Genomic DNA, 15870 nt, shown 5'->3' with positions numbered 1-15870 from the left:
GGTAATATATTTCGTCAAATGTACCCCCTGAGATATGCATGTATCATCAGCGAGCCCACTTCGATAATAAGTTTTTGTTATAGATGTTATTTATTCTCGTAAGCTATGATCACTATTCAAAGCAGGGAGGGTAAATGTGGATAAACTAACGATGAAATCATTCAATAAGGAACAATTCAATATAAACGCTATCGCACAGCTATTTCCGAATGTCATGACTGAAGTTAGGAGTGACGATGGCGAGCTCACGCGCGTCATTGATTTTGACCTGTTAAAACAGGAGCTGTCAACTCATATCGTCGAAGGTGAAAAAGAACGCTATCAGCTTATATGGCCAGGCAAGAAGGAAGCGATCCGTCAGGCAAATCATCCGATTGATAAGACGCTTCGTCCGGTCCAGGCAGACAGTTTAGGCTGGGAGAATACACAAAATGTGTATATTGAAGGCGACAATTTAGACGTATTGAAGCTCCTTCAGGAATCGTATTTGAACAAAATCAAGTGTATATATATTGATCCCCCTTACAATACAGGGAATGATTTTATATACAGAGATGATTATCGCCAGACTTCCGAGCAGTATGCGAAGGAATCAGGGCAAGTTGATGAAGAGGGGATTCGGCTTTTTCAAAATACAGAATCCAATGGAAGATTCCATAGCGACTGGCTGACAATGATTTTCCCGAGATTGAAGCTGGCAAGAAATTTGTTAAATGAACAAGGTGTTATTTTTATTTCGGTAGATGATCATGAAATAGATAATTTGAAAAAGGTTTGCAATGAAATATTTGGAGAAATGAATTTTATTGAGCAGCTTGTATGGAAACGCCGCGCGACTCCGCCCAATGATCGGATTATTGGCAGAAATCATGAATATATCGTCGTGTATGCCAAAAATGCGAGTCAAGTGCAATTATTCTTGCAGCCTCGTTCGGAGGAACTGAATGCCAGATATCGCAATCCGGACCATGACCCCAGAGGAAGGTGGGTGGCCTCGGACTTAAGTGCAAATGGCAAAGGTGGAAGATTGGTAAAAAGCTGTGTATATCCGATCCTCCATCCGCATACCGGTGAAGGGTTCATGCCTCCTGCTAACAAGTGCTGGCTGTATAATAAAGAAAAGATGGATGAGCTGTTGGCTGATGGAAGAATAGGTTTTAGGGAAAATTCCGGTGCGCCGTATTTGAAAAGATATTTGTCGGAGGTTAGAGATGGTGTCACGCTGCCTACGATTATTGAAAATGGGGGTTTTTCGTTCGATTCGGCCAAAGAAGTGAAGGCTCTTTTTGACAAAGATATGTTCGAATTTCCCAAGCCTACCTCTTTACTAAAAATTTTGTTGAAAACAGGATCTGTGAATGACGATATTGTGCTTGATTTTTTCTCGGGCTCAGCTTCAACAGCGGATGCGGTAATGCAGTTGAATGCGGAGGATGGAGGCAATCGTAAGTATATAATGGTACAGCTTGCTGAACCTTGTGCGGATCGCAGTGAGGCTCGACGCGCCGGCTATGAGACGATATGTGACATTGGAAAAGATCGTATACGGAGAGCTGCCCGTAAAATTAAAGCGGAAACCGAGGCTGAGATAGACTACGGATTTCGTGTATTCCGGGTCGATTTTTCCAATATGAAAGATGCTTATTATGTACCTGAGCAGCTGGAGCAGCAGTTTTTACTTGATCTTGAATCCAATATCAAGGAGGATCGTTCAAGTGAGGATCTGTTGATTCAGGTAATGCTTGAATTGGGATTGGAGCTGTCTTTGCCTATTGAAATCAAGGAGATTGAGGGCAGACCGGTGTATAGGGTTGCAGGAAATTTGCTTGTCTGCTGTTTCGAAGAGCGGATTACACGGAATATGATGAAGGAAATTGCTAGCGAAATGCCACACCAGGCCGTATTCCTGGACTGCTCATTTGCAAATGATGCCGATCGGATTTATGTCGAGGAGCTGTTCCAATCCTTATCCTCAGGCACTGAGATTAAAGTCTTATAGGCAGGTGAGTGCAGCGTGAAGCTTAAGTTTAAACATCAGCAATTCCAAACGGATGCTGTACAGTGTGTGGTAGACTGCTTTGATGGACAGCCTAACGCAGGTGCTCGATTTAGTATGGGCCCGGGAAAAAGGTTTGAATCTCAGCAGATTGTCCTGGAGTCCGATGCCCGCACCACTCCGTATATAGGAACTAAAAATAATTTGATCGAGCTGCCGCCTGCAAAGGTTTTGGCCAATATCAAAAAAGTGCAGATCAATCACGGATTAAAACCCTCAGGCAAGCTTGAGGGTCAGTATAATCTGACGATAGAGATGGAGACGGGTACCGGTAAAACATATACCTACATCAAAACGATGTTTGAGCTTAATAAAAAGTATGGCTGGAGTAAATTCATTATCGTCATTCCTTCGATAGCGATTCGAGAGGGTGTATTCAAATCTTTCCAGCTGACAGAAGATCATTTCATGGCAGAGTATGGCAAAAAGGCCCGTTATTTTATATATAATTCTAGACACCTCCACCAAATCGAAAGCTTTGCGAGTGATACAGGGATCCATGTGATGATTATTAATTCGCAAGCTTTTGCTGAAAAAGGGAAGGACACCAGAAGAATTCATATGGTGCTAGACGAGTTCCAATCCAGGAGACCTATCGACCTCATAGCCTCAACCAATCCGATTCTAATCATCGATGAGCCGCAATCGGTGGAGGGTGAAAAGACGAAGGAGGCGCTAAAGGCATTTATGGCGCTATTTACGTTGAGATATTCAGCAACGCATCGGAAGGATCAGGAGTTTAACAAAATTTATCGTTTGGATGCGCTGGATGCTTACAACAGAAAGCTCGTCAAAAAAATCAACGTGAAAGGCATTTCAGTCAATGGTATGGCGGGAACTGAAGCATATGTGTATTTGGAAGGGTTGGATCTGAGCCAAAAGCTCGCACCTGCTGCCAGGATAGAGTATGAACAGAAAATCAATTCCGGCTTGAAAAGGGTATCTCAGAGGCTGCAGGCGGGCGATGATCTTTATCAACTATCTAATAAGCTTGAAGCATATAAAGGCTACACCATAACCGAAGTTGACGGAATCCGCAACATAATTGGCTTTGCCAACGGAATCGAACTAACCGCAGGTGAAGCTTTGGGAAATATCGATGAGGAGAGTTTTAGAAGAATCCAGATTCGCGAAACGATCAAATCCCATTTGGAAAAAGAACGGGTTTTATTTCATCTTGGAATCAAAGTGCTGTCTTTGTTTTTTATCGATGAGGTTTCCAAATATCGTCAGTATGATCAGGAAGGCCATGAGGTCAGCGGCGCCTATACGCGGATTTTTGAAGAGGAATATACAAAAGCCATGAGTGATGCGATAAAGCATGTGGGCGAGCATGACGAGAAAGCATTTGTCCAATATTTAGAAAGCATTCAAGTGAAGCAAACGCACAAAGGCTATTTTTCGATAGATAAAAAAAATTGCAGGCTCGTGGATTCCAAAGTATCAGCAAGAGAAACCGATTCTGATGATGCCGATGCATATGATCTCATTATGAAGGATAAGGAAAGACTTCTCGGTTTTAAAGACCCGACCCGGTTCATTTTTTCTCATTCGGCTCTCAAGGAAGGCTGGGACAATCCAAATGTATTTCAAATATGTACACTAAAGCATAGCGATTCCATGATTAAAAAGCGCCAGGAGGTAGGCCGAGGCTTAAGGCTTTGCGTTAACCAATATGGAGATCGAATAGATGTTTCAATGCCTGGAATAGATGTTCATGATATCAATGTGTTGACGATTATCGCCAGTGAATCCTACGATTCATTTGCCCGTCAGCTTCAAAGTGAAATTGCCGCAATTCTATCAGCCAGGCCGCAGAAAGTTGAACCTTCGTTTTTCCTCGGCCACCTTTTGAGGAACGATCAGGATGAAACCTTGACTATCAACAAGCAGCTTGCCCATCAACTCTATAAGTCATTTATCAGAAATGATTATATAAATACAGAGAATGAGCTAACACAAGATTATTATGATGCCGCTGCAAGTAATCGGGTCGTATTACCTGAAGAGGTTCATCCTTTTCGACAAGCCATTATGGATTGGGTGGGGACGATTTATTCAGAGCTTTCAGTGGATTGGATTAACAATGATCACACAAACCATATTAAACAATTGACGCTAAGTTCTAACTTCTACTCGCAAAAGAATCAGGAGTTTCAGAATAGAATTCGGCCTAACACATCGTATACGGATGATTTTGATTCGGCAGAGCTTGTTCGGGAATGTGTGCGTGAATTGGATACTAAACTTACTGTTCCTGAGACGTTTTACCGGATTGAGCATGGAGGGGTAGGAACGATTCGTTCCAAGGAGCAACTGCAGTTGGGTGAGGGCTTAGAGATCCACGAAACCCACATTCAGAAGGTTGAGCTCCGTGTGGCGACACAAGTGAAATACGATCTTATCGGTAAGCTAGTTAACGAAACGAGACTGACCCGGAAATCGATTGTGAACATTTTGAGCAGCATCCAGCCTGGCACCTTTCTCGCGTTCAGAAAGAATCCAGAAGCATTTATTATTCGGGCTTCAAGGTTGATCAATGAACAAAAAGCTAGCCAACGTTCAAGGTGAATGCATAATAAAAACTTATAAAGATAAATCAAATATAATGAAACGAACATCTCATTCACCTTCAACAAGGTTTGAGATGTTTTTTTATGTGAAGAACCAACGTGAGCTAATGTAAGCTTTAACCTAAAAAAGAGTGCCCTTATTCAAAAGTTGTGTTACAATTTACAAAGTTCGTAACACGATACATAAAATGAACCTAATGATCAAGGAGTGTTTGAATTGAAAATGAAGACAAGTAAATGGTTAGGGACAGTACTGCTGGCAGGCTGCATAATGGTAACCGGTTGTACGTCCAATACGAAGGAAAAGACGGCCGAATCGACAAGTAATGTTAAAGATCAGCTTATCCTCTCCGTTGGTGCGGAGCCGGAAGGCGGATTCGATCCTACGATTGGCTGGGGGCGATATGGATCTCCATTGTTCCAAAGCACACTGTTTAATAGAAATAGTGAAATGAAGATTGAGAACGATCTGGCTACTGGATATGAAATTAGCACTGACGGTAAAACATGGACCGTGAAGCTGCGTAAGGATACTAAATTTTCTGATGGCAAGCCGTTAACCGCTGATGACGTTCAATTTACTTTTGAAACAGCTGCCAAAAACGGTACAGCCATTGATTTAACGAACATGGAAAGTGTAAAGGCAACAGACGAAGCTACTGTGAACTTTAAGCTTAAAGAACCACAATCGACTTTTATTAGTCTGCTCGTTACTACGGGAATTGTACCGAAGCATGCATACGGCAAGGATTATGCAAGCCATCCTGTAGGCTCAGGTCCTTTCAAGCTGGTTCAATGGGATAAAGGGCAGCAGGTCATTGTTGAGGCGAACCCTGAGTATTACGGGAAGAAACCATTTTTCAAAAAAATTACGTTTTTGTTTTTAAATGAAGATGCTTCGTTTGCGGCTGCAAAGGCAGGGAAGGTGGATGTGTCGTATATCCCGTCGGCTTTCAGCAAGCAAAAGGTAGATGGTATGCGTCTCGAAGCTCTGAAAACCGTAGATAACCGCGGGATTATGTTTCCATATGTAAAATCCGGTCAAAAGACGAAGGAAGATATTCCGGTTGGAAACGATGTAACGGCAGATCTATCCATTCGTAAAGCCATTAATGTCGCCCTGGACAGAAAAGCACTCGTGACAGGGGTACTCGAAGGCTATGGTTCTCCCGCTTATACGGTGAATGATGGTTTACCTTGGTGGAACCCGGAAACCGTATTCGCTGATGCCAATGTGAACGAGGCCAAGAAGCTGTTAGCAGAAGGTGGTTGGAAGGATACCGATGGAGATGGTATTGTCGAAAAGGAGGGCATGAAGGCACAGTTTTCAATGGTCTATCCTTCAGGTGATGTTTCTCGCCAATCGCTTGCTCTTGCAGCCGCTGATATGATCAAGCCTATCGGCATCAAGATCAATGTAGAGGGTAAAAGCTGGGATGACATTGGAAAAATGATGTATTCGAACGCGGTGATGTTCGGCTGGGGCAGTCGTGATCCGCTGGAAATGTATAATTTATACAGCAGTAAATATAAAGGCGCTGATTATTACAATACAGGCTATTACAGCAACCCGACTGTTGACGAATGGATGAATAAAGCGATGCTGGCAAGAACGGAGGAATCCGCTTGGGATAACTGGAAAAAATCGCAGTGGGATGGTAAAACAGGCTCAAGTGCTAAGGGAGATGCATCGTGGGCATGGCTCGTCAACGTTGATCATTTGTACCTGGTAAAGGATAAACTCGATATCGGCAAGCAAAAGATTCACCCGCATGGACATGGTTGGCCTGTGACTGATAACATCGAAGATTGGAGATGGAAGGAATAGAGAAGCAAGGGTGGATTCTGCAGAACAGCACGGCGGCATACTGGGGACGGAAGGCTATTCGGCTGCTATCTCTTTTATTCGCTGTGAGTGTGATCTCGTTTTGGCTTGTCGAGCAATCGCCTATTGATCCCATACAGGCTTATGTGGGTGCGGATGCGATGAAGGTAAGTCCTGAGCAGCGCTTGCTGATCGCTGAATACTGGGGCTTGGATAAACCTCCGTTGGAGCGGTTCCGGCGCTGGGGATCGGCACTGCTGCATGGTGATTTGGGGACGTCGATGATTCACCGTATTCCTGTTGCTGAGGTCATCGGGGAACGGTTTATGAACTCTGTTGCACTCATGGGGGTATCCTGGCTGTTGTCAGGTGTGATCGGATTCGTGGCGGGTACCGTAGCCGCTATGCATAAGGATAAGTGGATAGACAAGCTGATCAAGTGGTACTGTTATACATTGGCGTCTACACCCACTTTTTGGTTAGGTTTGCTGTTATTAATTATTTTTGCCGTTTGGCTGGGATGGTTTCCTGTTGGTTTGGGTGTTCCTGCAGGCGTGTTGGCGGGCGAGGTTACGTTCGCTGACAGGGCACAGCATATGATTTTACCTGCTTTGACCTTAAGTGTGGTTGGCATTTCCAATATCGCACTGCATACGCGTCAGAAGCTAATTGATGTGTTAACGAGCGATTATGTGCTGTTTGCAAGAGCAAGAGGGGAATCGGGCTTTCGGTTATTTTGGAGACATGGACTGCGAAATGTCGCGCTGCCAGCCATTTCCTTGCAGTTTACTTCTTTTAGCGAGTTGTTTGGGGGTGCTGTTCTGGCGGAACAGGTATTTGCTTATCCCGGCTTGGGACAAGCAACCGTTGAAGCAGGCTTGCGTGGCGATGTTCCGCTGCTATTGGGTATGGTGCTGTGCAGCTCTTTGTTCGTATTTACCGGGAATGCGGCAGCGGATTTGATCTATCGGCTAGTAGATCCAAGACTGGCTGCAGGGGGGAGCCGATGAGTCGTTCATGGAGTAATACGTCGTCCCCCTCGCCTATACACTTACGTATGAATCGCAGAAAACGTTCGTTTATTTTCAGTGGACTTGTCTCTTTATTTATTTTGGCTGCCTGGCTTAGCGGCTATCTCATTGATACGACCGTTTTAGATACTCATTTGGAAAATAGAAACCTGTCTCCATCACTCGCTCACCTGTTTGGCACGGACTGGTTGGGAAGAGATATGTTCTCGCGTACGGTAATGGGGCTTGGCATGAGTATCCAGGTAGGCTTTATTGCATCCGCATGCAGCTGTTTAATCGCGGCAGCACTTGGGCTGACGGCTGCTTTGGGACGAACCGCGGATGCGATCGTTTCCTGGCTGATTGATTTGTTTTTGAGCGTACCGCATTTGGTCTCGCTTATTCTGATTGCCTTCGTGTTCGGCGGAGGTATGAAGGGGATTATTATCGGGATTGCCTTCACACATTGGCCAAGCCTTGCGCGTATTATTCGTGCAGAGGTTCTACAGCTGCGGTCGGCCGAGTATGTACTGATCTCACGTAAGCTTGGCAAGTCCCGATTATGGGTAGCGTCCCGTCATATCTTTCCTCATTTGCTGCCGCAGCTGCTCGTTGGGTTATTGCTGCTGTTCCCTCATGCTATTTTGCATGAAGCTGCAGTTACATTTATCGGATTGGGCCTATCGCCGCATCAGCCAGCTATTGGCATCATTTTATCGGAATCCATGCGTTATTTGTCGACGGGCATGTGGTGGCTGGCCTTTTTCCCGGGAATCTGTTTACTGCTGGTTGTACGTTCATTTGATAGGGTAGGGGAGCAATTACGAATGCTTGTCGACCCTCGTCAATCACAGGACTAAGCAGAAATCCGTGAGGGGAAATAAGAATTATGCTTTCGAAAACTTTCAGGAGGTTGTACGTATGGCATTACTTGAGATTGACCAATTAAGCATTTCTTTTACCCGCTATACCAGCATTTTGCGTCAGCGCACGACCGAAGTGATCCATGGACTTCAGCTTTCGATTGGAGAAGGGGAGATCGTTGCGGTTGTCGGTTCCAGCGGTTCTGGCAAAAGCTTGCTCGCTCATGCGATCATGGGTATTCTACCTGGAAATGCGAGTGTGACGGGTACTATGCGCTATAACGGCGAGCGACTGGATGCTGCCAAGCAGGCGGCTTTACGGGGAAAAGAAATCGCATTGGTTCCTCAGTCAGTCAACTATCTCGATCCGCTGATGAGGGTTGGCGCACAGGTGCGTTCATCCGTGCAGGGCCATGAGTCACACGAGTCATTAGAGGCACAAAAAAAAGTATTCGCACGCTACCAATTAGCGGACGATGTGGAACAACTATATCCGTTCCAGCTCTCTGGTGGGATGGCGCGACGGGTGCTGCTTTCCACAGCCGTGTTAAGCGGTGCCCGATTAATCGTCGCAGACGAGCCGACACCAGGGCTTCACCAGGATGTCGCCCAGGAAACGCTGCGCCAGTTGAGAGAGCTTGCAGACGAAGGCTGCGGTATTCTTTTAATTACGCATGATATCGAATCGGCTTTGCAGATAGCGGACAAAGTGGCGGTATTGTACGCTGGAACGATCATGGAGATTGCTCTTGCAGCGGATTTCAGCGGAGGCGGAGAGCATCTTAGACATCCCTATACACAGGCGCTATGGAAGTCACTGCCACAAAATGAATTTAAGCGGATTCACGGTTCACAACCGCTTGCGGGGTCGTTGCCTACAGGCTGCCTGTTTGCTCCCAGGTGTGATTATGCATCGGATGAATGCAAGCGTGAACGTCCGGAAACACGTCATATTCGCGGTGGGTTAGTGAGGTGCATTCATGCTTCTTGAAGGGAAAAATCTCGGGTTTCGATATGGACGCGGACCGTGGGTTGTTAAGGAGGCCAACATTCAAATCAAACAGGGCGAAGTGGTCGGTCTTGTCGGACCTAGCGGTAGTGGCAAAACTACGCTAGCCCGTATGCTTGCCGGTTATGATAAACCGCAGACCGGGAGTATCACCTGTGACGGGAATGCACTTGTGGATAGCGGTGTTCAACCGGTTCAGCTGGTGTTCCAACATCCGGAGAGAGCAGTCAATCCGCGTTGGCGCATGCGTCAGACGATCAACGAAGGCTGGCAGCCTGACCCGGCATTTTTGCAAATGCTCGGCATTGAGGAGGAGTGGCTGGACCGTTGGCCTAATGAGCTTTCCGGTGGGGAATTGCAGCGGTTTTGTGTGGCAAGAGCCTTGGGACCACAGACGCGGTTTTTGATCGCAGATGAGATGACCACGATGCTTGATGCAATCACACAGGCGCAAATCTGGCACACTGTGATGGACATTGTCGATCGTCGCAATCTGGGTATCCTAATGATCAGTCATGAGCCGAGCCTGATTCAGAGGCTTTGCACTCGCGTTGTTCATTGGCATGAAGGAAGATCCGGTGAATAAGCAGAGCTTGTTCACTTATGCACCGGATTCCTTATCTGTATTTGATTCGTCCTATCTAACTTTGATTTGAACTTTGTTGCTGGCAGCCTGACTTTTGGGTGTCAGCTCGTTTCCTAATACTGCGGCAGCCTGTTTAACGGAATGGGTTACACTTTGCAGAGCTTCCCCCATATCATGGGCGGATTCCAACAAGGGCTCTACCGTTTTTATTTTACCTTTGACATCCCGAGAAATTTGGTTGGCCGTGTGAATGAGCTGCTTGGCCTCTCCTGTTAGATCGTGGGCAGCCGTCCTGACCTCAGCCAAGGTCCGGTTGGTTTCGTCTAGTGAAGTCATACCTTTTTGCAAAATACGAATCAGATAGAAGACCAGAGTCACAAAAGCCACACTTGCCGCAACCACGCTAATATCTATAGCCATATCCATGCTCCTCTCTTTGCAGTCCATAGTCCAATTCCTTTTACTCTATCCTATGTCCTGACAATCTTAATTATTCGAAGGTAGGAGTGCTTTCGCATTAGAGAGATTGCGGCTCATGGCAGTACCCTTTTGAGCATAACGAATACATGCCTATTACGATGTGCTGGAGCGAATCCATCCAATTATCTTGCGAGCATTAGACTATGAAAGCCCAGCATGTCCCATTAATAAAAAATTAACATTGATAACATAGTTCGTGTTCTGTAATATAGAGTGATTAGGGCTGTAGGGCTATGAGGAGATGTGAGTGGTGGCAAAAGCAAAGCAAAAAAGACCGACCCGCGATGAGTTCGAGCTCGAGGATCTGGGAAACCAGATTGTGGAGGCCAAGGATAACAAGGAGCAGGTCATGCTGACCGTCTGGGGCGTAGAAGAACCTGTAGTTGGGATTATTGTAGAGTTGGACCCCAGAAAGCGTCAAATACGGGTCGATCTGGAGGATAGCTTCAAATGGATTCCTTTTCTGGATGTTATGAGGTTGGATTACCCCCGATATTGAACCGTAAGCCCAGCTAAAAAAACCTTCCTTCCGTTTCGTACGGTTATGGAAGGTTTTTGCTATTTGAGATGTAATTGATGGAATAGCTTAAAGTGCAGCGCCTTTGCCGCCATCCACATTGACCGATGTTCCCGTTACATAAGATGCGGCATCGGAGACTAGGAATGTGATAACTCTTGCAGCTTCTTCTGTTTCGCCAATACGACCGAGCGGAATTTGATGACTCGGATTATGTGAATATTGCTCCCAAGTCAGCTCAGGGTGCTGTTTTTTCCAGCCCTTTTCAATTTGATCGCTGCGAATCAGCCCGATGCAGACGGTATTCACCCGAATATTGGCGGAGGCCAAATCCTTACTCATTGCTTTGGTTAGAGCCATCCCGGCAGCACGGCTCACTGTAGTCGGTAAAGATGAAGCGGCAGGCGTCTTGGCTGATGAGGTTGAGATGTTGAGAATCGCGCCTTTTCCCGTTTTTCGCATATGGGGAATGGCTGCTTTGGAGCAATGAATGGCACCGAACAATTTTAAATCCAGATCATAAGCCCAGGCTTCTGCATCTACCTCTTCAAAAGGACGCGCTGCAGACGTTCCAGCATTATTCACCAGAATATCCAAGCTGCCAAACCGATCTACGGTTTCTTGAACAGCTTTTTTGCAGTCCTCTTCTGATGTAATGTCCGCTTGAATATAGAACACCTCTGCACCGGTTTTTTCGACAATCTGTTGTGCGGCTGTACGCAAATCGTCCTCATTACGCGCACAAATCGCTATACGCGCTCCCTCAGCGGCTAGAGCCAACGCAGTTCCGAGTCCGATTCCCTTACTGCCTCCTGTAATGAGCGCTACTTTTCCGGTCAAACCTAAATCCATGATCGTTACCTCCGGTACTTACATATTTGAGCAAGTATAATCTCTCATAAAAAGTAGCACGCAAGCTAAATACTTGTCAATGTTGGTTAAATCTATAAAGACATCAGCATTTGTTGATATAGGGATGGGACTGTTTTTTTTGTTGATTGTCATTGATTAAATGCAAATTTATGTGTATAATTCGGAAAGGGAACAAGTGTTCTCGTTAACATGGAAACAGCACAACAGGAGGGAACCGCAATGAGACCTACTTTTTTTGAAGAGCTTAAAGGGATGCAGCGGAATAACGAATTCAGGGAAGTCATTATGATGCAAGCAGCAAAAAAAATGCTGGCTGATAAGAAAAAGAAAAGCAGACTGCAGCGTTTATTACAACGAACTAATAAGGTGAAAACAATCCCTAAATGTTGGGATTAAACAAAACCATAACCCATATATAGAAGCCGGCTTCCCTACTTGATTTAGATGGACTGCTGGCTTTTTTTAAATAGGTTTGTACTTAGAAAGATATGGCTTAGACGTACTTCTCCATTCAGTCATTGATATCATTCCGCACTTACCTATAGGCACCTGCATACCTTAACCTCATAAGGATATTCAATACCTAACAAGAGAAGGGCAGGAGCTTGGCATGACTTTATATATGGATTACAAGTCCCCATCCGTACAATTCAGTTATGACTTAAATAATAATTTGCTGTATAAAAAAGATGCTCGCAATTATATCAATATGTTATCTAATGAGCAGTTGAATACATTAGAGAACACTTCACTGTTAGATATCTTTCTCAGCACCGGCAATGTTATAGAGCCTCACTATCATCAAAATGCAGCGGAGCTTGTTTATTGTATCTCGGGAGCAGCGGTTGTTTCCTTGATCAATCCGTTCACCAATGAGCTTCTTCATTTTCCGATTACACCTGGTCAGGTTGCAAATGTACCACAAGGCTGGTGGCATTATGAGATTGCATCTGTTGATAACACTCATTTGTTAGCTATCTTTGATGCTCCAGTTCCTGAAGTAATTCTGGGTTCTGACCTTCTCAGATTAACGCCACCAAACGTACTCGCACATACCTACTGTCTGAATGAAGCTGCAGTTAAACAAACACTTGCTCCCATCAGTAAATCCTTATTTATTGGCCCCCCAAGTGATTGCAGGCCACATCAGGTTCATGGGAATATGACGGGCACTCCACAATATTATCCAGCCAATCCTTATCAGACGCATCCAAGCGAGGTGCATAACCCAATCGGCTATCAAAGTCCTCGCCAGCAATTTTATAACTCACAGCCCTATCCTAACCAACACTATTAAGATTATTAAGTTTTACAGTAATAAGCAAAAACAAGCGGGAAGCCCATACCTTAATCCTTGAAAACTTTGAGGGGTTAAGGCTATTTGGGCACCTCGGTAGTTGTCAAATGCTGTATGACAAATTGATAGAAAAATATACCAAAAATATGAAATATTTAATATAATAAACAGGATTTCAAATATGTTTCTTGATAAGAGGGGTATGGTATGAAACGTCCACTGGCTACATTTTTATCTGTTTTTATGGTTACAGCTTGTCTAATGATTTTTTTAGGTGCATTAAGCGGTCATGTGGATGCGGCGCTAACGATTTACAAGGATGTACCCTCCGAGCATTATGCTAGTAAAGAGATTGCCATGCTTACGGAAAAAGGAATCATTGAAGGAAACACGCAAGGTTTGTTTCAACCGGATCAGGAAATAACACGAGGTGTCACTGCCGTTTGGCTCAGTAAAGCTTTAAATCTTAGCCAACCGGCCAGCTTGAACGGATTTACGGATGTACCCGCTTCCAGTCCTTATGCGCAAGCAGTCAATGCATTGAAAGAAAAAGATATTGTACAAGGCGATCAAGGCCGCTTTAGTCCAGAAGAGCCTTTAACCCGTGAGCAAATGGCAAGCTTGCTGGCCCGCGCTTTTAAGCTTAAGGATAATAACATGAACATATGGTTCAAGGATGAAAAGGCCATTGGGGATAGCCACTTTGTCGATGTAGTCAGATTGAAACAACACTTTATTACTGAGCAGCTTGAGTACATGCCGAAGAACAAAGTAACCAGAGCACAGCTTGTGCTGTTTCTTAGCAGAGCTATCTCTACGGTCACATTGAAAGACAAAGAATTACCTCTGGATGATTTTCTGCGAGGCTCCGAGCAATCCGGTTTTAAACCATCTCCCGACGGCAATAAGATGGGTTTTCTAAGGACAACTAACAATCAAACACACATCTATGTGCAAAAATCGGGGGATGAAGCATCACCAACCCGAATTACCAACTTGACGAATCGCGATATTATCGGCTTTATGTGGTTTAGCAATGATAAAATTTTATACATAACAGATCTGTATGGGACCGAAGATAATCACATTCATGTAGTAAATTCAGATGGAACGGAAGAAAAGGACTTGACACCGTTTGATCAGGTAAGAGCCGAATATATGGAGTCGTTATCCTACTTAAAAGGTCATGAGAATGATATTTTAATCACAATGAATAAAAGGTCTTCGCAGTATTTTGATGTGTACCGATTGAATGTCAAAACAGGTTCGATAGAGATTGTCGCCGAAAATCCTGGCAATGTGACCAGTTGGCTTACAGACCTGTATGGGGAAGTCAAGCTGGCCATGGCTACAGATGGCATTAACACCAAAATGCTATATAGAGCTTCAGCCTCTAAGCCTTTTGAGCCAATTTTAACAATAAGTTACGGAGATTCATTTATTCCATTCATGTTCTCCTATGATAACAAAAAATTGCTTGCTCTATCTAATATTGGCAGGGATAAGCTTGCCGTGGTCAAATACAACCTGGTTACCAAAGCTATGGGCGAAACGATATATGAAAACCCGAGAGCTGATGTGACCAATATTGTATTTTCCTACAAAAAGGAAGCGGTATTGGCAGTTGAATATGAGACGGATCGAATCTACTATGACTATCTGGACAAGGAATTTGAGAAGCTAAATGAAGCGATTTGGAAAAAGCTAACCAACCAAGCATTCAAGATTATTGGTGACCCATTGCCGGAAACGAAAGTGCTGCTGAGAACCTACAGCGATATATCTCCGGGTGCCTATTATTCTTATGATCGCAAGAAAGATACGCTGGAAAAAATCGCGGAGAGCAAGCCATGGATTAAAGAAAGTCAAATGGCTGAAATGCAGCCAATTTCTTATAAAGCACGCGATGGATTGACTATTAATGGCTATCTGACATTACCCAAAACCGGAAACTCCCAGTTACCCTTTGTTATTCTTCCGCATGGAGGGCCGTTGGCACGTGACTCATGGGGATACGATAGTGAAGTACAGCTGTTAGCAAATCGCGGTTACGGCGTCCTGCAGATGAATTTTCGCGGCTCAACAGGCTACGGTAAAGAATTCAAGTTAGCTGGGGACAAGCAATGGGGCAAGGCTATGCAGGATGATATTACCGACGGAGTAAACTGGTTGACACAGCAAGGTTATGCAGATCCGAAGCGGATCGCGATCTATGGGGCGTCTTACGGAGGTTACGCAGCATTGGCAGGTGTAACTTTTACGCCGGACTTGTATGCAGCAGGGATCGATTACATGGGGCCATCTAGCTTGTTCACATTACTGAATACAATGCCGTCCTATTGGGAACCGGACCGTCAAATAATGTACAAGCGGATCGGTGATCCTCAGTTGGATAAAGCGCTGATGGAGGACAGATCCCCACTGCTGCATGCCGACCAGATTAGAACCCCAATCATGTTTGCTCAGGGTGTCAACGATCCACGGGTAAAAAAAGCTGAGTCGGATCAGATTGTGATGGCGCTGCGCCAGCGTAATATTGATGCGCCTTATATGATCAAAAACGATGAAGGTCACGGTTATCAGAAGTACGAGAATCGTGTTGACTTTTACCAGGCATTATTAAAATTTCTCGATAATCACTTGAATAAGTAAATCAAATAATCGTAGTCTTATTATGGCTTGACATTACGCCTGCCTTCCTGTATAAGTATGTATAATCCAATCTAACAGCAATAATTTCTTATCACAATTGTGAAAAATGATATCCCAATATTAATGAAC

13 protein-coding genes and 1 other annotated feature (1 of these 14 running past the window's edge) are annotated in these 15870 nt (G+C 44.7%); of the genes, 11 read left to right on the top strand and 2 right to left on the bottom strand.

Annotated features, from left to right (window positions below; all coding sequences use genetic code 11):
• Positions 1-136: 136 nt before the first annotated feature.
• The 7 genes from BM210_RS14955 to BM210_RS14925 all read left to right on the top strand — a co-directional run bounded on the left by BM210_RS14955 (position 137) and on the right by BM210_RS14925 (position 9922).
• The gene (locus tag BM210_RS14955) at positions 137-1999 is read left to right on the top strand and encodes a site-specific DNA-methyltransferase (RefSeq protein ID WP_091169593.1); all 1863 of its coding nucleotides are present in this window, start codon (positions 137-139) and stop codon (positions 1997-1999) included.
• 15 nt (positions 2000-2014) lie between these two features.
• Positions 2015-4627, top strand: a complete 2613-nt coding sequence (locus BM210_RS14950) for a DEAD/DEAH box helicase family protein (protein ID WP_091169591.1) — start codon at positions 2015-2017, stop codon at positions 4625-4627.
• A gap of 225 nt (positions 4628-4852) precedes the next feature.
• Entirely contained in the window at positions 4853-6457 is a 1605-nt protein-coding gene (locus BM210_RS14945) for an ABC transporter substrate-binding protein (protein WP_091170267.1), read from the top strand.
• Positions 6445-7464: an ABC transporter permease gene (locus BM210_RS14940; protein ID WP_091169588.1), complete on the top strand. Its 1020-nt coding sequence runs from the start codon at positions 6445-6447 to the stop codon at positions 7462-7464. Before BM210_RS14945 ends, BM210_RS14940 begins: the two co-directional genes overlap by 13 nt.
• Positions 7461-8324, top strand: a complete 864-nt coding sequence (locus tag BM210_RS14935; protein ID WP_091169586.1) for an ABC transporter permease — start codon at positions 7461-7463, stop codon at positions 8322-8324. The genes BM210_RS14940 and BM210_RS14935 overlap by 4 nt, the downstream gene beginning before the upstream one ends.
• Positions 8325-8385: 61 nt before the next feature.
• Positions 8386-9318: an ABC transporter ATP-binding protein gene (locus BM210_RS14930; RefSeq protein WP_091169583.1), complete on the top strand. Its 933-nt coding sequence runs from the start codon at positions 8386-8388 to the stop codon at positions 9316-9318.
• Positions 9308-9922, top strand: a complete 615-nt coding sequence (locus tag BM210_RS14925) for an ABC transporter ATP-binding protein (protein WP_091169580.1) — start codon at positions 9308-9310, stop codon at positions 9920-9922. Before BM210_RS14930 ends, BM210_RS14925 begins: the two co-directional genes overlap by 11 nt.
• A gap of 51 nt (positions 9923-9973) precedes the next feature.
• On the opposite strand, the gene BM210_RS14920 is transcribed toward BM210_RS14925, so the two are convergent.
• Positions 9974-10342: a DUF948 domain-containing protein gene (locus BM210_RS14920; protein ID WP_177237831.1), complete on the bottom strand. Its 369-nt coding sequence runs from the start codon at positions 10340-10342 to the stop codon at positions 9974-9976.
• 310 nt (positions 10343-10652) lie between these two features.
• Here BM210_RS14920 and BM210_RS14915 point away from each other — a divergent pair, with 310 nt between their 5' ends.
• On the top strand, positions 10653-10901 hold the full coding sequence (locus BM210_RS14915; protein ID WP_091169575.1) for a YolD-like family protein: 249 nt from the start codon (positions 10653-10655) through the stop codon (positions 10899-10901).
• A gap of 87 nt (positions 10902-10988) precedes the next feature.
• Here the strand turns inward: BM210_RS14915 and BM210_RS14910 are convergent, their stop codons facing one another.
• A complete protein-coding gene (locus BM210_RS14910; RefSeq protein WP_091169573.1) occupies positions 10989-11771 on the bottom strand; it encodes an SDR family NAD(P)-dependent oxidoreductase in 783 nt (260 codons plus the stop codon).
• Positions 11772-12011: 240 nt separating this feature from the next.
• Between BM210_RS14910 and BM210_RS34830 the strand changes: the two genes are divergently transcribed.
• The 3 genes from BM210_RS34830 to BM210_RS14900 all read left to right on the top strand — a co-directional run bounded on the left by BM210_RS34830 (position 12012) and on the right by BM210_RS14900 (position 15741).
• Complete coding sequence (locus tag BM210_RS34830) at positions 12012-12188, top strand: hypothetical protein (RefSeq protein WP_177237830.1); 177 nt, start codon at positions 12012-12014, stop codon at positions 12186-12188.
• A gap of 214 nt (positions 12189-12402) precedes the next feature.
• Positions 12403-13089, top strand: a complete 687-nt coding sequence (locus BM210_RS14905) for a cupin domain-containing protein (protein ID WP_091169570.1) — start codon at positions 12403-12405, stop codon at positions 13087-13089.
• A gap of 207 nt (positions 13090-13296) precedes the next feature.
• A complete protein-coding gene (locus BM210_RS14900; RefSeq protein ID WP_091169568.1) occupies positions 13297-15741 on the top strand; it encodes a S9 family peptidase in 2445 nt (814 codons plus the stop codon).
• 114 nt (positions 15742-15855) lie between these two features.
• Positions 15856-15870, top strand: a binding site (T-box leader); it runs 210 nt beyond the window's last position.

It is taken from the genome of Paenibacillus sp. 1_12 (assembly GCF_900114475.1).
Taxonomy (GTDB): Bacteria; Bacillota; Bacilli; order Paenibacillales; family NBRC-103111; genus Paenibacillus_S.
The sequence above is the reverse complement of the archived record's forward strand: the minus strand, read 5'-3'. Positions and strand labels throughout refer to the sequence as shown.